Annotated in this window: 19 protein-coding genes; 8 read left to right on the top strand and 11 right to left on the bottom strand. The window is 52.3% G+C overall.

Annotated elements, in window-relative coordinates:
- The 6 genes from garR to EZM41_RS04585 all read right to left on the bottom strand — a co-directional run bounded on the left by garR (window position 1) and on the right by EZM41_RS04585 (window position 6,690).
- Entirely contained in the window at window positions 1–906 is a 906-nt protein-coding gene (garR, locus tag EZM41_RS04610) for a 2-hydroxy-3-oxopropionate reductase (protein ID WP_269778856.1), read from the bottom strand.
- Between the two features lie 33 nt (window positions 907–939).
- Window positions 940–1,383 carry a tripartite tricarboxylate transporter TctB family protein gene (locus EZM41_RS04605; RefSeq protein WP_198469968.1) on the bottom strand — a complete coding sequence of 148 codons (444 nt, stop codon included), beginning with the start codon at window positions 1,381–1,383 and terminating at the stop codon, window positions 940–942.
- 95 nt (window positions 1,384–1,478) lie between these two features.
- The gene (locus EZM41_RS04600; protein WP_198469967.1) at window positions 1,479–2,450 is read right to left on the bottom strand and encodes a tripartite tricarboxylate transporter substrate binding protein; all 972 of its coding nucleotides are present in this window, start codon (window positions 2,448–2,450) and stop codon (window positions 1,479–1,481) included.
- 94 nt (window positions 2,451–2,544) lie between these two features.
- Window positions 2,545–4,059, bottom strand: coding sequence for a tripartite tricarboxylate transporter permease (locus tag EZM41_RS04595; protein ID WP_198469966.1), 1,515 nt, complete (start codon window positions 4,057–4,059; stop codon window positions 2,545–2,547).
- A 71-nt stretch (window positions 4,060–4,130) separates the two neighbouring features.
- Window positions 4,131–5,417 carry an iron-containing alcohol dehydrogenase gene (locus EZM41_RS04590; RefSeq protein WP_198469965.1) on the bottom strand — a complete coding sequence of 429 codons (1,287 nt, stop codon included), beginning with the start codon at window positions 5,415–5,417 and terminating at the stop codon, window positions 4,131–4,133.
- Between the two features lie 148 nt (window positions 5,418–5,565).
- A complete protein-coding gene (locus EZM41_RS04585) occupies window positions 5,566–6,690 on the bottom strand; it encodes an AAA family ATPase (protein ID WP_198469964.1) in 1,125 nt (374 codons plus the stop codon).
- A 176-nt stretch (window positions 6,691–6,866) separates the two neighbouring features.
- On the opposite strand from EZM41_RS04585, the gene EZM41_RS04580 reads away from it, so the two are divergent.
- The 7 genes from EZM41_RS04580 (at window position 6,867) to EZM41_RS04550 (ending at window position 14,570) form a co-directional block, all read left to right on the top strand.
- Window positions 6,867–8,531: an ABC transporter substrate-binding protein gene (locus tag EZM41_RS04580; RefSeq protein ID WP_198469963.1), complete on the top strand. Its 1,665-nt coding sequence runs from the start codon at window positions 6,867–6,869 to the stop codon at window positions 8,529–8,531.
- A 6-nt stretch (window positions 8,532–8,537) separates the two neighbouring features.
- Window positions 8,538–9,515: an ABC transporter permease gene (locus tag EZM41_RS04575; protein ID WP_198469962.1), complete on the top strand. Its 978-nt coding sequence runs from the start codon at window positions 8,538–8,540 to the stop codon at window positions 9,513–9,515.
- Entirely contained in the window at window positions 9,512–10,705 is a 1,194-nt protein-coding gene (locus EZM41_RS04570; RefSeq protein ID WP_198469961.1) for an ABC transporter permease, read from the top strand. The genes EZM41_RS04575 and EZM41_RS04570 overlap by 4 nt, the downstream gene beginning before the upstream one ends.
- A complete protein-coding gene (locus EZM41_RS04565; RefSeq protein WP_198469960.1) occupies window positions 10,702–11,481 on the top strand; it encodes an ABC transporter ATP-binding protein in 780 nt (259 codons plus the stop codon). The genes EZM41_RS04570 and EZM41_RS04565 overlap by 4 nt, the downstream gene beginning before the upstream one ends.
- On the top strand, window positions 11,478–12,398 hold the full coding sequence (locus EZM41_RS04560) for an oligopeptide/dipeptide ABC transporter ATP-binding protein (RefSeq protein WP_198469959.1): 921 nt from the start codon (window positions 11,478–11,480) through the stop codon (window positions 12,396–12,398). Before EZM41_RS04565 ends, EZM41_RS04560 begins: the two co-directional genes overlap by 4 nt.
- 294 nt (window positions 12,399–12,692) lie before the next feature.
- Window positions 12,693–13,334, top strand: coding sequence for a M48 family metallopeptidase (locus tag EZM41_RS04555; RefSeq protein ID WP_198469958.1), 642 nt, complete (start codon window positions 12,693–12,695; stop codon window positions 13,332–13,334).
- An 87-nt stretch (window positions 13,335–13,421) separates the two neighbouring features.
- Complete coding sequence (locus EZM41_RS04550) at window positions 13,422–14,570, top strand: metallophosphoesterase (protein WP_342449235.1); 1,149 nt, start codon at window positions 13,422–13,424, stop codon at window positions 14,568–14,570.
- A gap of 12 nt (window positions 14,571–14,582) precedes the next feature.
- Here EZM41_RS04550 and EZM41_RS04545 read toward each other — a convergent pair whose 3' ends face one another.
- From EZM41_RS04545 to EZM41_RS04530, 4 genes are all read right to left on the bottom strand, one after another.
- Window positions 14,583–16,016 (bottom strand): phosphomannomutase/phosphoglucomutase, encoded by a 1,434-nt coding sequence (locus tag EZM41_RS04545; RefSeq protein WP_198469957.1) that lies wholly within the window; start codon window positions 16,014–16,016, stop codon window positions 14,583–14,585.
- Between the two features lie 94 nt (window positions 16,017–16,110).
- On the bottom strand, window positions 16,111–16,437 hold the full coding sequence (locus tag EZM41_RS04540; RefSeq protein WP_342449234.1) for a cupin domain-containing protein: 327 nt from the start codon (window positions 16,435–16,437) through the stop codon (window positions 16,111–16,113).
- Between the two features lie 75 nt (window positions 16,438–16,512).
- Entirely contained in the window at window positions 16,513–18,162 is a 1,650-nt protein-coding gene (gene hcp, locus EZM41_RS04535) for a hydroxylamine reductase (RefSeq protein WP_198469956.1), read from the bottom strand.
- A 19-nt stretch (window positions 18,163–18,181) separates the two neighbouring features.
- Window positions 18,182–18,646, bottom strand: coding sequence for an RrF2 family transcriptional regulator (locus EZM41_RS04530; protein ID WP_198469955.1), 465 nt, complete (start codon window positions 18,644–18,646; stop codon window positions 18,182–18,184).
- A gap of 269 nt (window positions 18,647–18,915) precedes the next feature.
- On the opposite strand from EZM41_RS04530, the gene EZM41_RS04525 reads away from it, so the two are divergent.
- Entirely contained in the window at window positions 18,916–19,536 is a 621-nt protein-coding gene (locus EZM41_RS04525; RefSeq protein ID WP_198469954.1) for a hypothetical protein, read from the top strand.
- A gap of 208 nt (window positions 19,537–19,744) precedes the next feature.
- On the opposite strand, the gene EZM41_RS04520 is transcribed toward EZM41_RS04525, so the two are convergent.
- Window positions 19,745–20,485 (bottom strand): aminotransferase class I/II-fold pyridoxal phosphate-dependent enzyme (locus tag EZM41_RS04520; RefSeq protein WP_198469953.1); only part of this gene is annotated, 741 nt, incomplete at its 5' end.

The following is a 20,485-nucleotide window of genomic DNA, read 5'->3' as shown; positions in this document are numbered from 1 at the left end:
CTATCTAACTTCTGCTCCAGAAAGTTCCTCCCACAGTTCAACAAGACAACCGTGATCGGACTCCCCCTTGCCTTCCGCAGAGAGAGAGATCATGGCCTGCTCGACAAAAGAAGCCAGAGGAAGAGGAGATTTCAATGCCATTCCAGCGTTAATGGCATTTTTTAAGTCCTTAATGTGGAGATCCAGTTTAAAGCCGGGCTTAAAGTCCCTCTTTATGAAGCGCGGCACCATCATCTCCATAACTCTGCTCCCGGCCATACCTCCGCTGATCGCCCTATGTATGTCTTCTGCAGACAATCCAGCCTTAGCTCCAAAAGCAAATGCTTCGGATAGGGCAGCTATGTTTATCCCAACTATGATCTGGTTTACCAACTTCGTAGTCTGGCCGCTGCCCAATTTTCCCATATAAGTGATGGTGCGCCCCATGGCTTGGAGTATGGGCAAACACTGCTCGAAGATCTCTTTATCGCCGCCCACCATGATGGCAAGCTCTCCTTTTATAGCTCCGCTCTCGCCGCCGCTCACGGGGGCATCGAGCATCTTCGCCTCTTTTTGGGCAAGGGCAGCACCAATTTTGCGCGTAACGACGGGGTCAATCGAACTCATGTCGATGACCACGGTCCCAGGCTTTACGCCATCAATAACGCCATTTTCACCTAAAATTACTTCCTCAACCTCAGGCGAGTCAGGAAGCATCGTTATAACTACGTCGCTTTGACTGGCAACACCTTTGGGGGAGGTTGCCCCCCTGGCGCCCAACCTCTCCATATCTTCAATTTTGCTCTTGGTCCTGGTATATACGACCAGCGGATAGCCGGCGGAGAGCAAATTCTTGCTCATGGGTCGTCCCATTATCCCCAGCCCTATAAAGCCTATTGTCGGTTTTTCTGTGGAAGTCAAGTTCAAAACCTCCTTCGTCTTGATTTTTGCCTTAGACGCTTACGGCAGTATCACCTTTAAGCCTTTTTCAAATATATACCAGAATGCAAAAGTGGTGGCGCAAGCAAAGGTTATACTGTAAATTATTTCTTTAAGAGATATTTTTTTTGCCATCATTAAATAACTTATAAATATAAAGAAAATTGTAGTTACTACAAAACCCAAGGATTTAACCGCAATAGCATATGCTATAAGCATACACATATACAGTATTACTTTGGTATAACTTCGCCTATTCCTCTCTTTTTGAAGCTTTGTTTCCTTCTTGAGCGCAGCGCTAAGCGCTATAGCCGCTCCAAAAATTATCAACAAAACAGCGCTGAGTTTGGGGAAGAAAGGCGCATCAAGAGCATCATACCCTAAACTTCGAATGGACAAAGATTCGATAAAGAGCCAAATGCCCACAGCGCACAGGCCCAATCCTTGTAGAACAGATGCGCTCATCGCCGTATACCTCCAGTTCTTCATAAAGCCAGGGCTGTTCACACAGCCCTGGCTTTATCTTCGTACTTAGTTAAACCCAACTCGTCGATTTAAAGCTATTTCTTGGCAGGTTCGAATCCGGCCTCTTTCGCGAGCCTGCTCCAATATTTGAAGTCCTCTTCCAGGAATTTCACGAATTCTTCTGTGTCCATATACCTAACTTGAGAGAAAGTCTTTTCCTCGATCTCCTTGACGTAAGCCTCATTCTTAGACATCTCGCCTATCGCCTTGGAGAAAACAGCCACTATGTTTTCTGGGGTCTTGGGCGGCATGTAAAAGCCTGTATCCTGCATAAAGACCGCATCTATGCCAAGCTCTTTCGCGGTCGGCACATCTGGCAGGAAGGGATCTCTTTCCGCGGACGTTACGGCTAACGCCTTCAACTCCCCGGACTTCAGATACGAAACCACTGAGGAGAGAGCCACAACGCTAAGATCCATATGGCTGCCCATTATCTTCGTAATCCTGTCCATATCGCCACCCTTGCTGGCGGTGAGGACGAAGGCATTATTCGTCATTATCTGAAGCGGCATAACCTGAAAGTGACTGGTGGCTCCGATTTCTGCGCCGAGCCTTATCTGACCGGGGCGCTTCTTCGCGTCTTCCACGACATCTTTGAGGTTATTCCATGGAGCATCAGGTCTGGTAACAAATATGCGATTAGTTCTTATGGCGAGGCAAACGGGCGCAAAATCATTGTAAGTAAAGTCAGAAACGCCGGTGAGATAGTTGGAAAACATCGATTGATGTTGGAAGAGGACGGTGTACCCGTCAGGGGCAGCATTTAAAACCTCCCTGTTGCCTATACCTCCACCGGCACCGCTTATGTTTACTATTACAAAATCCTGGCCCAAATATTCCTTGATGTACTTAGACATGATCCTCGTCTGGATGTCGCTCGTCCCGCCTGCCGCATAAGGAACCACCACCTTGATAGGCTGAGCAGGATATTCTGCAGCAAAGGCAAAGCTCGTCAGAAGGACCAGCGTTATACTTAAGAGGAACAGTGAACAAAATCTTTTAACCATTCTAAATCCCCCCTCTTTTAGATTTATTATCTGCTTTTTATAGCTAATCCATCATACGTTATATTATATACAAGTTTGCAAAAATGTCAATAAACTATATTCCGCTAACTCTACGCCGTTTCATAATTATTTGAAGATACCTGCCCAACAAAAAGAGCGCCACGGCTGCAATGAGAAGGCCCAAGGAAATCGGGCGCGTAAATATGGGAAGGAAACTCCCCGCACTTTCGGTCAAACCTTGCCTTAAGTTGGCCTCCACCACAGGCCCAAGGACGAATGCCACCAACACTGGCACCAGCGAAAATCCCATTTTATTCCAAGCGTAGCCGAAGATCCCAAAAAATACCAGAACCCATATGTCGAACAATCTATTATTGAGCGCAAACGCTCCAAGTATACAGGACACCGCTATGATGGGCAAGAGAAACCTTTTGGGGAAGCTCAGTGAATATATAAAGAGCTTGATCAAAAATAGCCCCATCGCGAACATCACGACGTTTGCCCAGAATTGCGCCGAAAATACGGCATATACAAGATCCGCGCTATATCTGAACAGCAACGGACCGGGGTTAATGCCGTGGATCATAAAACCTCCCAACAGAATCGCCGTAACCGCATCCCCGGGGATCCCCAGAGCTACGAGTGGTATAAATGCTCCTCCAATGGAGGCATTATTGGCCGCTTCGCTCGCTATCAGGCCGTCTGGTATGCCGGTGCCAAATTTCTCTGGATGCTTGGAACTGGACTTCGCCATGCCGTAGGCGATGACATTTGATGTGGCTCCCCCAATACCAGGGAAAATACCTATTGTAAGCCCTATTATAAAGGACCTGATGAGATTGGCGAAGTTGTCCTTAAAGACTTCAAGTGGCGGCAGGAGTTCTCTGAACTTCACCTTCCGCGCCTCCGGAGGAACGATGGCCTCCATCTCCGCTCCAATATCCTCGATGATCTCAGAAACGCAAAAGAGCCCAACCAACAAAGGAAGAAGTGCTATCCCGCCTTGGAGTTCGCTGATGCCAAAGCACAGACGAGGTATGCCACTTATGGGATCGGCACCGATCGAGCTGATGGCAAGCCCCACAGCCAAGCCAGCCAAATTTCTCCAGATGCTTCCGCCCAACATGCTGCTTACGGCCACAAAGGCCAAAACGCCCAGGGAAAAATACTCAAAGGGCCCAAACTTCAGAGCCTGACGGGCAATGAACGGCGCAAGTGTCATGAGAACCAAGACTCCAAGCAAGCCACCGATAACTGACGAAGTAAGGGCAATGCCCAAAGCTTGGCCGGACTTCCCCTTTCGACTCATAGGATAACCATCGAAGCAGGTTGTGATAGACGAGGGAGTGCCAGGCATGTTGAGAAGGCAGGCAGATATAAACCCACCGGAGACGCCACCTACCCATATGCCTGTAAGGAGGGTCAAACCATCCACAGCGCTCATAAAAAATGTGAAGGGGATAGCTAAAGCCACACCCATAGCCGCCGTCAGACCGGGTATGGCGCCGAAGATCATCCCCCAAAAAACCCCTAGGACAAGAAGTAAGAATGTAAGCGGCTGAAATGTGGCCGGAAATCCAACAGTTAACACTTGAACCAAGCTTCCCATAAACGAGCCTCCTTCTCGTTGCCCTTAAAGTTAAGGTCGGCGGCGCAACGCTCTGTGCACCCTCCTTTTTGTCACATGTTTTTGATTAAGGCAAAATCACCGACCTTAGCGGCTTCCAAAATCGGAGCCATATATTCGTCAACCAGACCGGCAGAAAGCGGCACCGGCATGTTTTTAAGTTTCATCTCAAGTTGCGGATCTTTAGCCGCTTCCAAGGCACGCTTTATGTGCTCATCGGAAAAGCCCGGCAGGTCCGTGAGTTTTGTGGGCGCACCTATATCTTGAGCAAAGGCCACCATTCCCTTGGCTACTGCAACGCCTAACTCTCTACCTCGCAGCGCCTCCAAATCTTCGCCTATATAGCCTGCTCTCTTAAAGATCTCTCCGAGCAGTTTTAACTGCCTTTCTATCACCGGTGCGAAGAAGACTGTATAGTACGGGTTCATAAGGCCGCACGCACGGCCATGACTTGTTACATCCACCAAGGAAAAGCTGGTCAGGTGAGCGCCATTAGTGCCGCCTATCATTATGGCATAGCCGCCCAAGTCAGTGGCCAAGCCTAATCCTTCTCTAACTTCCAAATCTCGAGGCGCTGACAAGACCTTTTTCGCATAGCCCACGGCGAGTTCTATGCCCGTTAGAGTCACCTCTGCAACTTTGTCGAAAGTCTCGCCAGAAGCGCCGTAGAAGACCTCGAGGCAGTGCGAGATGGCATCCATGATCCCGTCCACAGTAACGCCCAGCGGCATAGAAGCAGTCACTTCATAATCGAAGACCGCTTTGGGCGGAACGATGGCATCGTCCACTATGAGCTTCTTTTGTCCGGCTGTGGGGTCGGTCACGTTGGAATACTTGGTAAGATGTGCTCCGGAGCTGGCGGAGGTCTGCACTGCAACTATAGGCACAAGGTTTTTACCTGTCTCTTTTAAGGCCTTCGTAACCAAGCCGGTGCCGAAATAAGCGTCTATATCGGGTTCATACCCGCCCAAGGCTGCCAAGACATCTGCAGCCTTAGCCGCGTCTATGGTGCTTCCCCCGCCTATAGGAATAATACAATCGGGCTTAAAGTGAAGGATGTAGCTCTCCATCCGGTAGACATCCTCCCTCGGCGCATTAGGCCTGGCTCCAAGCCATATCCGCCCGCCGGCCAAAGCCACTCCTCGAGCCTGCAGGGACTCAACTACCACGCTAGCCACAGACTCAATATGTGTCGCATTTGATATCACAAGGGCGCTTTTGCCGAAGGATGCACCGAATTCCCCAGCCATTTTTAATACGCCGAGCCCAAAGGCATAGTTTTCACCTTTAAACTCCACGAGCAAACGCCGTGCCTTGTCTTTCAATCCCTTGAGGTTCACAGGATTTCCCCCCTCCAAGATGTTTGATAAATGAGGTTTGATCCGCATCGGCAGCGCGACGGAATCTATTTTAGCCAAAAAACGCCATTCGGGCCAAGAGGATCAACTTCAGCACGAAAATGCAAAAAGCAAAGGCCTGATCCCTGCGTTAGAATGGAGCGAAGCCCATCTGAGCCATAAAATCTTGGTGCAACTGGCGATATTGCTCGTCAATGATCTTTTGATGTTCGCCCTCCCAATCGGCGAGTTTCGCCAAGACCGCTTTACCATCCGGATCATCGGTGTTGGCAGCCGCTTTCAGATAGAAATTTCGAAAGTCGGTCTCCATCCCCAAAGCCATGCGGATTACGCTGAAATCCGAGGCCTCCTCGCTCAGAGGCGGTTCGACTCCCCTACCCTTCCACGGCCGCTCTAAGATATCTCGGGCCTCACTCACGTCCAAAAGAATGGCACTGGCATCCCACCCTGCGCCGCTTTTTAGGCGATCTCTCTGTTCTTTTAAGAAGCGATGGTGAGATTCCTCCCATTTTGCCAAGCGGGAGAGGAGGCGCTTCACATCGTCTCTCGCCACCCTATCTCCGCTCTCTCTGTAGAAGTCTCTGGCCTCAAGTTCCATCTTCATGGCGAACTCCAGAATCTCAATAGACCTTTGCACGCCTGACACCCCCTTTTTGACAGTATAACACTTCGAGAGATGAGGCCTTTTGTGCTCGTCCACGTAATAATTGATGATGAGGTCAAAGCCTTCCTCTTCTGTCGGTTCTTCCGCCTTCCTGTGATTGACTAAAACGGCCGCCTCCGGTATATGAGCTGCTTTGTCAGAACGCCGCCTGTGCCGCTCGAGCAAGGTCTCTTCATCGAGATGAAAGTATATGGCAACCTTGAGTCTGTCGGTCAAAAGGAAGGGGCGACGGCCTCTGCGCGTCAGGTTCATTTGATCTATATATACGAAGCGGGCGACATTCTTTGCGAACCTCTCCTTGGCTATCTTCCTCACCAGTTCGTGTTTGTTCGTCTCAGTCAGCCAATTCCAGACTTTTCCGTAGTCAACCCGCTCTTCTTCGGGATGGGCTTTCTTATACAGCCTCATACGTATGGCATCGGGCGATATCACATCGACATCGCCCAAGGCGACTTTGAGCCTCCGCCCAAGTGTGCTCTTACCGGACCCTTGAGCGCCTATAGGGATTATGCACACGCCTTCATGCGCATCGAGGCTTTTCAAGATCTCCACAATCTGCCAGAATTTGGTGCATACGACTTTGCGTTCCACGCGCGTCACCTCGTCGTGCTTTACGCCCATGCGTCGTCGAATAATGTCAGCGCTTTCCAATGAAGACTTAGAGCCAAAAATGCTTGAGAGAAAGAGTTGAGCCTATAGCCTATACGTTTGCTATTATATAAAGGCTGTCTTCAAATGACATGACCTTCAAGAGGGAGAGGAACCATATGTTCGCCAAGCGGTTTCTAAAAAGCGTCGCCCTTGTGGTATGCAGCATTGCGATTTTTGTGACGGCAGCATGCGGGGTGGACGTAAGCGCGATCCGCGGGCCAAAGATAGAAGAGCTATATTTGGTCATCATAAGAGACCCAGACGCTCAACTGCTGGCGCTGGAAAAGGGGCAGGTAGACTTGCTTTCAGACATCACGCGCCCCGTCGACATCGAACGCCTCGCCTCCAACAAAGAGCTTTCTCTTTCTCTCGCTCAAGGCTTTCACGCCTTCTTCTTAGGCTTCAACATCAGGAAGGCCCCCTGGAACAAAGTTGAACTGCGCCGGGCGATATGGCAGGCCATTCCCAGAAATCAATTCGTCAGAGACATATTTTCCGGTTACTCCGCGCCTCTCTCCACGTTTTTGCCGCCAGCTTCACCTTACTGCGCCGGAGATCTCGAAACGCCGCCCTATGATTTGGAAGGTGCCCGCAGGACTTTGCAGGAAGCGGGATGGCGATACAGCAATGGCCTCCTAGTTCCCCCGGGCGAAGATTTGCCGCTTAAACCCATGAGGATCCTCTCCCCCACGGCCCAGGTGGCTCCCACGACGGCCGAGCTGGCACAGCGAGTCGCCGCCTCGTTGAGGGAGTTGGGTTTGCCCATAGAGGTAGAGCCCGTGGATTTTTCCACACTCATAGCCAGACTCGACGAGCATACCTTTGACTCATATGTATTAGCGTGGCAACTGTCTCGCGACCCTGATAGCCTTTACGCCTTCTTTCATTCCTCTATGGATGTAAAAGGCGGCTATAATATCTGCGGCATCCATGACGACGAGTTAGACGCCGCCCTTGAGGCGTTGCGATGGGCTCCAGACGAAGAAGATGCCAGGTCCGCTGCCAGGCGCGCCCAAGAGCTTCTGCTGGAGAAAGTCCCAATGGTTCCCATCTACTCACGCTACTTCGTTACGGCTTTGCGCAAAGAATGGAAAGGGGCCGTAACCACCCAAATTGCTACGGCTGACAACCTTTGGAGCCTGCTTGCCATGGAGCCAGAGGGAAAGATGCGTCCTTTCTATTGGTGCTTGCCGGAAGAACCGCGCAACCTAAACCCGTTCACCGCGAGCTCCGCCTATGATTGGCAAGTCTTGGGCCTTATATACGACGCGCTTTTAACCTCAGACCCAGAGACACTAAAAGATCTACCCTGGCTCGCTAAGGAATGGAAAGTGGAAACCGTTCCCTCAGGCAATGGACAGGTAACATGCCTATCGTTTCTCTTGAGAGACGACGTGCTCTGGCAGGACGGCAAGCCCTTTACAGCCAAAGACGTAGCGGCGACGATCTCATTCTTGAAAGAACACCGCGTGCCGCGCTTCTGGGATGCCGTGAGCGACGTCGACACGGCGGTCGTCAAGGGCGACTATGAAATAACTATCACGATGAAGAATACGAGCTATTGGCACCTCCACCAGATCGGCGGGCTCCCGATCCTCCCGGCGTGGCAGCTCGCCTCATTGGAGAGTTGGCAAATATGGCAACCCAGTAGGATGATCCACCCGCAAAAAAGAAACCTCACCATGTTGGTCGGAACGGGCCCGTTCGCTTTTAGCGAATACCGACAAGGCGAGTATGTCCGTCTGGTCCGAAACGACCTCTTTTGGCTCATGCCGAGGTGAAGCACATTGAAGACATATTGGGGTCGCAGAATCGCCTCATCGTTTTTGGTCCTCGCCGTCGTGTTGATATTAAACTTCTTTCTCTTCCGCATACTCCCGGGAGACCCGGTGAGCGCGATCATCGACCCTCGCTTTTCTCCCCAGGCCAAGGAGGAGCTGGCTGCCCTCTTCGGCCTGGATCGCCCTATGGGCGAGCAATTTCTGCTCTACGTCAAGCAGATGCTCACGTTTAACTTCGGCGTCTCGTTTTTGAGTCAGAGGCCTGTATGGGATGAAATAAGAAGCCGCCTCCCTAACACGCTCATTCTGCTCGGCTCAGCAATGGCCATTTCAGCCCTGTTGGGGATATACCTCGGTGTGATCGCAGCGGCAAAGCGCGGAGGGCTTGTCGAGAGGTTGGTGCTCTGGGCGGGAGCGATATCCTTTTCCTTTCCCTCCTTTTTTATACAGCTCGTGATGCTCTTGCTTTTCGCCTTTGCCGTACCAATATTTCCTTTGAGGGGAAGTATCTCTATCCCTCCGCCGCCTCCAGGTTGGCCCGCAATGATCGACTACATCTGGCACATGACCCTACCTGTTTCTTCACTCGTCATTTTGGGCTTCGGCTCCTGGGCCTTATACGTCAGAAACCTCATGGTGAAGGTTTTGGGTGAAGATTTTATATTTTTGGCGAGGGCCAAGGGGTTGCCACAAAACTTGATCTTGTGGCGTCACGCCTTTCGCTCCGTATTACCACCCATAGTCACGATAATTTTCCTGTCGCTGCCCGGGGTGGTATCGGGAGCCGTGATAACAGAGACAGTCTTCTCTCTTCACGGCGTGGGGCGATTTCTGCTCGAATCCGTGACGGGACAAGACTACCCAGCCGCAGGCGCCGCCTTCTTTTTATTGGCGTTGCTCACCGTGATCTCTAACCTCCTGGCCGACCTCGCCTACGGCTTCGTCGATCCTCGTATAGGCATTGAGAGGAAGATGGAGCGATGAGGTTATTGCGTCGGTGGAGCTTTTGGACCCTGGCGCTCGGCATAATCCTCGCTGCGATCGGACCGCACCTCTTCAAGGCCTCACCGGATGAGGCAGTGGCACCCCCCTTCGTAAAGCCGATCTGGCTCGCCAAGGATGCCCCTCCCAGTCTGCACCTGATGATAACAAAGGAGCAACTCGAAAGGCGTTTCCTTTGGGAATATGAGCCGCCGCTGCGCTTTTCTTTAAAAGGCGCAATACGCTTCGAGGCGCCGCCCGAGGTTGCACGTATCATGTGGGAGACGCCTAAGGAAACGATAGTGCTCTACGACGCCTCTAAAAAGGCAGGAAGCCAGATAGATCTCGACACCAGGGATGTGTCTTTCAAGCTCGCACTTGGGCTTTCTCCCTTTCAAAACCCCATACTTCATCTCTTTCCCGCCCCCGGAGAGTACGCATTGCGCCTCGAGAGCAGCGAACCGCCGAATGAGGTTTCATTGACACTCCAGGTTCCTGGAAACCGATGGGGGCTTTTGGGAACAGACCAGAGAGGGCGTGACGTATTTCACCTCTTCGTATTGGGCATCAGGGTGTCGCTTCTGGTAGGGCTTTCGGCCACGTTTATAGCTACAGCGCTGGGGCTCGCCTTCGGACTTTCGAGCGGTTACTTCGGTGGGATCATCGACGCCATTATAATGAGGGCGGTCGATGTGCTCTTATCCATACCGACCCTTCCCATCATGATAGTGCTGGCCGGATTGTGGGGCAAAGGACTGTTCAACCTCATCTTGATACTTTCAGCCTTCTCATGGATGTCCACCGCTCGCACCGTGAGATCTATGACGTTAAGCCTGAGAGAGGCTACCTTCGTAGAGGGCCTGCGCGCCCTCGGTGCTCCCTCTTCTTATATATTGTGGCGCCATCTCTTGCCGGAAGCGCTGCCATTGCTCCTGGCCAACATCGCTCTGGGAGTACCGGGAGCGGTCTTGGCGGAGGCCGGCCTGTCTTTTTTGGGGCTCTCCGACCCGCGGCTCGTATCGTGGGGAAGAATGCTTCACGAGGCCCACTCATTTGGAGCCTTTACAAGTGGCGCATGGTGGCTCATCCTGCCTCCCGGATTTGGCATAGCAGGGTTGTGTCTCGTCTTTTTAGACCTCGGCCGGCACCTCGAGGAAATTCTGGACCCGCGGCTCAGGAGGAAAGCGTTATGATTTCAATAAAAGACCTTTGCGTCGCCTATCATGGAGAAAAGCGATCCGTCGAAGCCCTGCGCGGCGTGAGCCTGGATGTTCGCCGAGGCGAAGTTGTCTCCGTCGTGGGGGAATCGGGAAGCGGCAAAAGCACGCTGCTCCTCGCTCTGTTACGCCTCCTTCCCTACGGAACAAGCATCTCCGGGCAAGTTTTTTTAGATGACAAAAACGCTTTAGGATTATCCGATGAGGAATTCCGTAAACTGCGCTGGCACAAGATCTCGCTGGTGCCCCAGGGTTCCATGAACGCTCTCACGCCGGTCATAACGATAGGCTCCCAAATAGCGGAACCCATGGAGGTGCACCTTGGCATCAACAAGGCTGATGCCAAGAGAAAGGCGGCATCGCTGTTGGAAGAAGTCGAACTCCCCGCCAATTTCTCATCCCGCTATCCCCACCAACTCTCAGGAGGGCAAAGACAGCGTGCTGCAATAGCGATGGCCTTGGCCTGTAATCCGAATTATCTCCTGGCGGACGAGCCGACGACCGCTCTGGACGTAATCGTGCAAGCGGAAATCACAAAACTCCTGCTTCGCCTGGTGATAGAAAGAGACATGGGGCTTCTCCTTGTCACGCACGATCTGCCGCTGGCCTCCGGATTGAGCGACAGGATCGCCGTTATGCACGACGGCACAATTGTGGAACAAGGAGAGCCGCTTGAGCTCATAGAGAGCCCACGGCACCACCACACAAAAGTGCTGATAGCTGCGCTAAAAAAGTTGGAGGTCGGACCATGAACGCCGCTTGCGTAAAAAACCTCCGCGTGTTCTTCGGCAAAGGGAAAGAGGCAACGTGGGCGCTGCACGGCATCGATTTCGTTCTGCCCTTAGGTGGAAGCCTTGCCATAATAGGCGAATCAGGAAGCGGCAAAACTACGCTGCTGAGGGCGCTTCTCGGATTGGTAGCACCCAGCGAAGGTGAGGCCCTGCTATTTGACACTGACCTCCATTCAGTCGAAGCGGCAAAGCGAAGGAGCGCGCGCCGTCGTTGCGGTTATGTGGCTCAGGATCCATACGGCTCTCTGCCACCCACTTTGAGCGTAGAAGATGCAGTGGCTGAAGTGTGGCAGCTTGTCCACGGTTCAACGAAAGAAGCGAAAGAAAAAGCGACTTCGCTTCTCGAGGAACTTAACATTGACCGCGATATGTTCAAAAGTTCCCTCCGCGATGGCCTTTCGGGGGGACAGCGTCAGAGGGTGGCCATCGCCAGGGCCCTTGTGCTCGAGCCCGAACTGCTCCTGGCGGACGAGCCCACTTCTATGCAGGATGCTTCTACGAGGTGGGATGTTCTCGAGGTGTTAAAGAGAAGAATAAAAAAAGGGATGGCCCTCTTGTTCGTAACTCACGATCTCCTCTTAGCTAAGGCAATAACCGAGAGGGGCTTGGTCCTCTTCCAAGGGAATCCATGCGAGGAAGGACCCAGTAATGCCATCATAGAAAATCCGATACACCCTTACACGAAAGCGCTCGCCTCCGCCCTGCCACGCCTCGGCAAACCGTTAGAGGCAGCCGCGCGGCGACGAGGCGCGCCCAAAAAAGAAGGAAGTTGTCCTTTTTTGCCTTTCTGCCCCGAAAGCTTTGACAAATGTGATGTCTCGCCACCCTTTGAGAATGCCTCCTTTGGGCGCAAAGTAGCTTGTTGGCATTTTCTATAGACTTATCACCTATACCAGCGCAATGCTCGCGCTACTTTCGAGCCACCGAAGCCATACGTCATTATGGCAACCCGCGAACCCCTGCAGAGGTTCCCTAACCGTATTTTTATGTGAGTCTGCGGCACGCTTACGCCGAACATGAGGGTTAAAGTGACAGGGGAAATGGTAAACCCGTAATAATGCTGAATTTTTTCCAGCTATCTTGAAATTTTCAGCAGATTCATTATCCTATTTATCAGGAGAGGTATGGCATCTGCCAGATCTCGACGCAGGTTTTTGCAGGAGGTGACAAAGATGAGAGCCAAGAGAACGTCGCTTGTCGTGGCGATATTCCTCCTGCTCCTGTTGCCGATCGAAGCTTGCGCGGCGCTTCCTGCCTCCGCCGTGCCAGAGGTGTGGCAGCGCCTCACAAAGGCCGCCAACTTAGAAAAGCCTGGGCCAATCAGAATCGTGAAACAGAAGGAGCCCAATGCCTGGGTCTCCTTCTCTGTGGGGTCGTATTCGGTATCCGTGACTACTGGGATGTTGGATCTTCTCGATAGCGAGGATGAGCTCGCCGGCGTTTTGGCCCATGAATTAGGCCACATAAAACTCAACCACTACGGCTCGACCGTGGGGCGAGGAGTGTTCTACAGCCTCATCTTCAAGGCTATAGGCTACAAGGGGAGTTCCGGCATAGACCCGGTGGAACTCGGTTTGGCCCTCGCGGAAGCGGGCTTCAGCAGGGAGCAAGAGGTGGAGGCAGACGACTACGGCATCGAGCTCGCCACTAAAGCCGGTTATGACCCATGGGGATTGGTACGCGCTCTGGAAAAGATGAAGGAGGCCGGCTATACCACTTCTCCCAATGGCTTTAACTCGCACCCGCCCACAGACCGTCGTCTGCAGCACGTTCGCCAAACTGCCCAGAAATTTGCCCTAACAGAGGCGAAATAAATTCCCAACTTAGTATGAGCCGTAAATCTAAAGGGGCCCAGGTATATATTCAATAGTCTTTGTGGCCTCTTTAAAGGGAGGGGTTTTGTGGAGACGAGGCTCATCGTGACGCTGCTCTTCGCGGCATTTTCTTCTTACGCTGCGGCAAATTACTATATCTTCTCCCATCTGAAGGCAGCAGCAAATTCACCGGGAACCTTCTTGTTGTTGCTGTTCTGGGCCCTTGCGGCGATTTCCTACCCGGCCGGCAGGTTATTGGAAGCTTATATCGTCAAAAACACCCTTACGTGGGGCATGATATGGGTCGGCTCTTACTATCTGGCTTTCATGGTCTACGCCATACTCCTCTGTTTGGCTGTCGATATCTACAGGCTTTTGAGCTATCTCTTTGCCGCCATGCCTCCGCTGTCGACGGCTTCAAGGGGAGGGATCTGGGCCATCGGCAGCATAGCGATCATCGCGCTCGTAGTGGCAGCGGGTCTAAACGCCAGAAGGATCCAGATTACGAAAATCGAACTCTCTATGCCAGGCCAAGGCAGCACTGTTAGAGAGGATATGCACATAGCGGCGATCTCTGACATACATGTGGGTTGCTTCATGCGCAACTCTCGTATAAAAGAGCTGGTCGACACGGTAAATTCCTTAAAACCGCACACGGTTTGGCTGGCAGGAGACATAGTAGATGAGAGCGTCTATCAAGCCGAAGAGGAGAAACTGGCCGAAGAATTCTCCCGCCTCGAGGCTCCCTACGGGGTCTATGCCGTGACCGGCAACCACGAATATTACGCCGGCGTTGAGGAGGTAGCCGATTATCTGAGACGAGGGGGCGTTAGGTTACTGCGCGACGAGGCGGTGGTTGTTGGCGATGCCATTCTGCTCGTCGGCCGAAACGACATACGCGGTAGCTCCTTCGGCGATAGCCGTCTTCCCCTAAAAGAACTTCTGCGCGAAGTTCCGCCGCTTCCTACGTTTATCCTCGACCACACACCACTCAAACTGAGCGAAGCCGAAGAGGCTGGCGTAACCATGCAGATATCTGGGCACACCCACAACGGTCAGCTCTTCCCTTTTAATTTCATTACATCACTCATCTTCGAGAAATCGTGGGGGCTATTGCAAAAAGGTAATACTATATATTACATATCGTGCGGATTCGGCACTTGGGGACCTCCAACGCGCCTCGGCTCCGTGCCCGAGATCGTGTTTTTGACCTTAAAGTTCGTTCCCTCGCCCTAAAAAGCGCCAGATTCACGCCGGCTGCAATTCTGCCAAGAGCGCTTCAAGCCTTTTCCTCAACTCTTCCAGGTGCGCCTGGGAGACACAAGACTCGCACCTCAAGACCAATGCGGGCTGTGTGTTTGAGGCGCGCACCAAAACCCAGCCATCTTTCAGATGAGCCCGCACGCCGTCTATGGTGATGACCTCATTCACGTCGGGCCACGCCTTTATCTTCTGAGCAAGGCACTCCACTACGGAAAATTTTTCCTCGTCGGGCCATGGAATTCGGACCTCCGGCGTAGCGAAAGTGCGAGGCAAATCTGCCAAGAGATCTGAAAACTTCGTCTTCGGACTGTCAAGCTTAGCCTTGGAATAAACCTCCACCAACCGTGCGGCTGCGTATGTGGCGTCGTCAAAACCCCAATAGCGGTCCGCGAAAAATACATGACCGCTCATCTCGGCGGCCATTAGAGCTCCCGTCTCTCTCAGCTTGGCCTTGACGAGCGAATGCCCGGCCTTCCACATGACCGCCTCGCCTCCGGCAGCCTCTATAGCCTTAAAACTCACAGATGAACACTTGACGTCGCCTATGATCGTCGCACCTGGATGTTCTTTTAGGATCTGGCGAGCATAAACTACGAGGAGCTTATCTCCCCATACGACGTTTCCCGACTCGTCGACAGCGCCTATCCTGTCTCCGTCGCCGTCGAAGGCGATCCCGAAGTCGGCGCCAGAGCCGGCGACCTCCCTCTTGAGGTCCTTCAGCGTTTCCTCTATAGTCGGATCCGGGTGATGGTTCGGGAAATTTCCGTCAGGCTCTATATAAAGCCCCTTCACATCACAACCCAATCCGTCGAGGACCTTCTTCGCGACTGGACCCGCGACGCCGTTGCCGCCGTCGATGATGACTTTTGGGCTGGCAAGACGGATGCTTTTTGCGTCGACGCGCGATAGGACGTCTTGTATGTAGCGACCCATAACGTCCACGCGCTCAAAACCCCTATCTTTAAGCGCCTCACTACCCGAGATGGAAGGTTTTGTCATAGCTGATGCAGCCATTTGGCCTATCTCTTTCAAGCTTTCACCCCAAAGCGTTTGCGTCCTGACACAGACTTTAAAGCCGTTGTACTCGGGTGGGTTGTGGCTTCCCGTAACAGCAATGCCTCCGATCACGTCTAAAACGTGGGTGGCGTAATAGACGATTGGGGTCGGAACCATCCCCAATAGAAGAGGCGACAGCCCGCCGTCGGCCAAGCCACACGATAAAGCCAACGCCAGCGACGGCGAAGAGATGCGCCCGTCATGTCCTACGGCAACGCGCTCCCTGCCGAAGCCCTGCCCTTCTATGTAAGCTGCGTATCCAAGGCCCAGACAATAAGCCACGTGAGGGGTAAGATCCTCTCCTACTATGCCGCGGATGTCGTATTCCCTCACGATGCGGGACCAAACGCTCACGTCTGCCATCTTATCACCCCAAAGTCAGTCATCGACCATGCCCAAACGACATGACAACTAAAATGATATCACAACCCCCCGCGGCGCAAGGCAAGGAGTATCGCTAACTTCCACGAACCATCACAAGGAGCATCTTAGCCTGCGATAACGCCCGCAGGGCATGGGGCACGCCGGCCGGCATGATTATGGACTCGCCGGCGTGCATTTCGTTGGGCTTGCCGCCGAGCTTGACCTCGAGCCTTCCTTCTACGACCGTCACAAGCGCATCATAGGGAGCACTGTGCTCGCTCAAGGCCTGTCCTTCGTCGAAAGCGAACAGCGTAATTGTCCCTTCAGGCCTATCTACAATGGTTCTGCTCACGATAGACTCCTCTTGGAATCCGACCAGGTCTTTGAGCTTAAAAACCTTCCCCTTGATGTCATCTTCCACGATGAACACCCCTTTTGTTCGGCTATAATCACCGCTAATAGGACGAGCCAAAAGAGAGACTCGCCCTATTAAATTCTATGCTCCCAATATGGCTGCAAGGTCCTCTTTGGGAGTGGTTATAGGCTTCAAGCCCAACTCCTTGCTCAGATAATCCAACACCGCAGGCTTTACGAAGGCAGGAAGGCTTGGCCCAAGGCGCATATTTTTCACCCCCAGATAGATGAGAGAAAGTAGGATGCAAACGGCCTTCTGTTCATACCAGGAGAGCACGAGGGAAAGCGGCAGACCATTTATATTCGTGTCGAAGGCCTCAGCCAGGGCCTGGGCAATTTTCACGGCAGAATAGGCGTCGTTACACTGTCCGGCGTCCAAGAGCCTGGGAATTCCCTCGATATCGCCGAAAGGCAGCTTGTTGAAGCGATATTTGCCGCAGGCAAGGGTTAGTATGACGCAGTCTTTTGGCACCGCCTGGGCGAACTCCGTGTAGTAATTCCGCCCCGGTTTTGCGCCGTCGCATCCTCCTATGAGGAAGAAATGGCGGATTTTGCCTGATTTCACCAACTCTATCACCTTGTCCGCGGCGGATAGCACCGCGTTTCTGGCAAAACCTATAGTGATGTAATGTTCAGGCGCATCTTCGGCAAAACCCTCTGCCTTCAACGCCGCCTCGATCACGGGAGAAAAGTCCTTATCCGGCCCTATATGGTGCACGCCTGGCCAAGCTACGAGGCCCGTCGTAAAGATGCGGTCTTTATAACTATCCTTTGGCTTCTGGATGCAATTTGTGGTCATGAGTATGGCGCCTGGGAAGGTATCGAACTCTTCCCTCTGATTCTGCCATGCGCTTCCGTAATTGCCTACCAGGTGAGGGTATTTTTTGAGACCGGGATAGGCGAGGCAGGGTAACATCTCCCCGTGGGTGTAGACGTTTATCCCCTTCCCTTCGGTCTGTTTTAAAAGCAGGTCCAGATCGCGCAAATCATGACCCGAGACGACGATGGCCTTTCCAGCCACCGGCGTCGTGCGCACCCTTGTGGGCTCAGGGTGGCCGTAAGAACCGGTGTTGGCGGCATCGAGCAACTCCATGACCTTAATGTTGAACTTGCCCACTTCAAGGGCCTTAGAGAGCAGCTCGTCCTCTGTAAAGTTCTCGCGGCTCAAAAAATCGAGAAAGGCATGGAAACCAGCATATATCTCTTCGTCCTTCTTGCCCAAAACTTGAGCGTGGTCGGCATAGGCCGCGCTGCCTTTGAGGCCGAAAAGAACGAGGTCATGAAGTCCTCCAATGAGCTCCCCCCATTTTTCGGCCCTCGCCTCTGGCGTGAGCCCCTCTCCCTGGCGGATCAGCTCATCGCGGTTGCTGCCAAGCTCGAAGGTCGCAGGCCCCGTCAATGCCTCCGGAGTCTTCCCTGCTTTCTTACAGGCTTCTTCGTACACATTGCGGGCCTTCTTCCTCATGCTTTCAGCCCTGCGGATCATCCACTCCATGCGCTCCTCATCGAAGTTGACATTCGTGACCGTTGTGAATAGCGCCTCTAAGACAAAGGAGTCCACCTCGGGGTCCTTAGCTCCCAGAACCCGCGCCCTGTGGGCATACATGGAGATCCCCTTGGTTATGTGGATCAACAGATCCTGCAGGTCTGAAACCTCAGGACTCTTACCGCATACGCCGAAAGTTGTGCATCCGGTCCCCTTTGCCGTCTGCTCACACTGGTAACAAAACATCCTTTAACCCTCCTGTCTCTTAAGTTGATTTATTAAACTGCAAGCCACCCTCAAAAGCTGTGACCTGCGCCTTCTCCAGTTGTGGTTCCACAAGATCTGCAAGTGTTTTTGAGGTTAAATATGACAAAAAATCTTCAGAAAGGCGCCTTACTATAGAACCAAAAATACAGCGCTTAAAAGGACAACTTTCGCGCCTCAAAAGGCAATATTCCTTTGACGGTTCACCCTCTATTGCCCTATAAATATCAAAAAGGGAGATCTCCTCCGGCGGCTTGGCAAGGACAAACCCTCCGCGAGGCCCCCTCGTGGAAAAGACATAACCCTCTTTCCCAAGGCGCTGAAACACCTTAGCTAGATGAGCCTCTGAGGCCCCCGTAGCCGAGGCGAGCTCTTTCACGCTCATGCGCCTGCGAGATGCCGCTAAAAGCCCCATTCCATGCAGAGCGAGCGAAGCTGCCTCTGAAAGCTGCATCAATCCTGCCATAATACTCCCCTTCCATACACGCTTATTTACACACATTATAATACCAGAATACCAATTTCTGTCAATATGCATTTTCAACCAAATCAGCACGTTATTTACAGGCTCTAACCCTTTATCTCTGCCAACGGTCACCAAGCAGCGATAATAGAAACGCCCTCAAAAAATAGATGACTTCTGAGTAAGAGCGACCCTATCCTCGCCTTCTCTTCGACATGATGGTATAATTCAATGCGAGTATGTCTTTAAGCGTTTTCAAAGGAGGGCGTGTTATGTTAGTAGAAGAGCGAGTGAGCGAGCTCGAGCGGGCAATGATGCAGCTCGTTTATCAATCACGCCAGACGGAGATCAATATATTTCAGCTCTCTGAGGAAATGCGCGATTTCAAGGATGAGATGAAGGTTTTCAAAGATGAGATGCGCGATTTCAAAGATGAGATGAATCGCAAGTGGGGAGACCTGGTGAGGAAAATGGGGACATTCGTGGAGGATATTGTCCTCCCAGGCTTGCCGTTGCTGTTAAAGAGGAGCTTCGACTTGGACGTAGATGATATGTCCATCAGGAGGAAGATAAAAGACGCATACAAAAACGTCTGGGAATTTGATGCCATAGCCACGAGCGGCGATTACGCTTTCCTCGTGGATGTAAAGGGAAATTACGGCAGACGGAAGGATTTGGAATATTTCAAGGATGTGCTCCTTCCCAAGGCGTGCGAGCTCCTGCCAGAGCTCAAGGACAAAAAGACGATTGGCTGCATAGCTTCTTTCAACCTTGACCAATCCATCGTAAACGTAGCTACGGAGCACAACCTCTTTGCCCTTGCCATGGGAGGGGATTATTTGGTGCTTTTAAACGAAAAGGAACTCAAGGAAAAGGATATCCTCCCCTCCTAAGGGCTTTAGGCTTTGACTTTCCGCCAAATAGCTTAGAGACGCTTAACTACAAGGGTACTTTTGCGTTGTGCGCCTTCGGCTCTGTGGAGTTGGGGGGCAAGGAACTCTCGAAAACCGCGTCGGAGAGATGGTTATCCACTCCCCTCCGACGCGGCTATTTATTAACGGAGAATTTGCGATTGAGATCGGGCGATGAACCTCAAAGCCTTTAGGATACAGCCTTCTTTATCCTCGAAAGGCCTTCCTTTATCGCGCTTTCGGACGTAGCGAAGCAGAACCTTACGTATTCCTCTGTTTCCCCGGGTACGCGATTCCCAAAGCAAGTGCGCGCCAACACTGCAACTCCGGCCTCGTTGAGAAGATAATCTTGGAGTTCTTCAGCGCCCTTAAGGCCAAGGTTACGACACGCACCTGTGACGTTTGCGAAGGCGTAAAAGGCCCCCTGAGGTTTTAAGCACTTGAAACCGGGTATCTCATTCAGGCCGTCTACGAGCATATCCCTGCGCCTCTTATACGACGCCACCATCTCCTCCACGCAGTCCTGAGGTCCTTCGAGGGCTGCTATGCCGGCCCACTGGGTGAATGTGGCTGTGCACGATACCGAGTTGGTGAGAAGCTTAGAAAAGTGTGCAACCAGATCTTCCCTCACCACGGCGTAGCCCAACCTCCACCCCGTCATGGCGTAGGTTTTTGAGAAACCGTCTACCAGTATAGTGCGCTCCTTCATGCCGGGGCGGGATAAAATGCTGTCAAAGACCGCGTCAAATATGATGGCGCAGTATATTTCGTCCGCCATTACCCACAAGTCGTGCTTTACGGCAAGTTCCGCAATAAGATCGAGGTCCGAGGACGGCAGCACGCCTCCCGTCGGATTTTGCGGCGTATTTATGATTATCATCTTTGTCTTAGGAGTTATGAGCGCTTCGAGCTCTTTAGGATCGAAGCTGAA

This window comes from Acetomicrobium sp. S15 = DSM 107314, from assembly GCF_016125955.1.
GTDB lineage: Bacteria > Synergistota > Synergistia > Synergistales > Thermosynergistaceae > Thermosynergistes > Thermosynergistes pyruvativorans.
The sequence above is the reverse complement of the archived record's forward strand: the minus strand, read 5'-3'. Positions and strand labels throughout refer to the sequence as shown.

Excerpts from the sequence above, each read along its gene's own strand:
- EZM41_RS04605 (WP_198469968.1), bottom strand. The coding sequence starts at position 1,383 with ATGAGCGCATCTGTTCTACAAGGATTGGGCCTGTGCGCTGTGGGCATT.
- EZM41_RS04600 (WP_198469967.1), bottom strand. The coding sequence starts at position 2,450 with ATGGTTAAAAGATTTTGTTCACTGTTCCTCTTAAGTATAACGCTGGTC.
- EZM41_RS04595 (WP_198469966.1), bottom strand. The coding sequence starts at position 4,059 with ATGGGAAGCTTGGTTCAAGTGTTAACTGTTGGATTTCCGGCCACATTT.
- EZM41_RS04580 (WP_198469963.1), top strand. The coding sequence starts at position 6,867 with ATGTTCGCCAAGCGGTTTCTAAAAAGCGTCGCCCTTGTGGTATGCAGC.
- EZM41_RS04570 (WP_198469961.1), top strand. The coding sequence starts at position 9,512 with ATGAGGTTATTGCGTCGGTGGAGCTTTTGGACCCTGGCGCTCGGCATA.
- EZM41_RS04565 (WP_198469960.1), top strand. The coding sequence starts at position 10,702 with ATGATTTCAATAAAAGACCTTTGCGTCGCCTATCATGGAGAAAAGCGA.
- EZM41_RS04560 (WP_198469959.1), top strand. The coding sequence starts at position 11,478 with ATGAACGCCGCTTGCGTAAAAAACCTCCGCGTGTTCTTCGGCAAAGGG.
- EZM41_RS04555 (WP_198469958.1), top strand. The coding sequence starts at position 12,693 with ATGAGAGCCAAGAGAACGTCGCTTGTCGTGGCGATATTCCTCCTGCTC.
- EZM41_RS04545 (WP_198469957.1), bottom strand. The coding sequence starts at position 16,016 with ATGGCAGACGTGAGCGTTTGGTCCCGCATCGTGAGGGAATACGACATC.
- hcp (WP_198469956.1), bottom strand. The coding sequence starts at position 18,162 with ATGTTTTGTTACCAGTGTGAGCAGACGGCAAAGGGGACCGGATGCACA.
- EZM41_RS04530 (WP_198469955.1), bottom strand. The coding sequence starts at position 18,646 with ATGGCAGGATTGATGCAGCTTTCAGAGGCAGCTTCGCTCGCTCTGCAT.
- EZM41_RS04525 (WP_198469954.1), top strand. The coding sequence starts at position 18,916 with ATGTTAGTAGAAGAGCGAGTGAGCGAGCTCGAGCGGGCAATGATGCAG.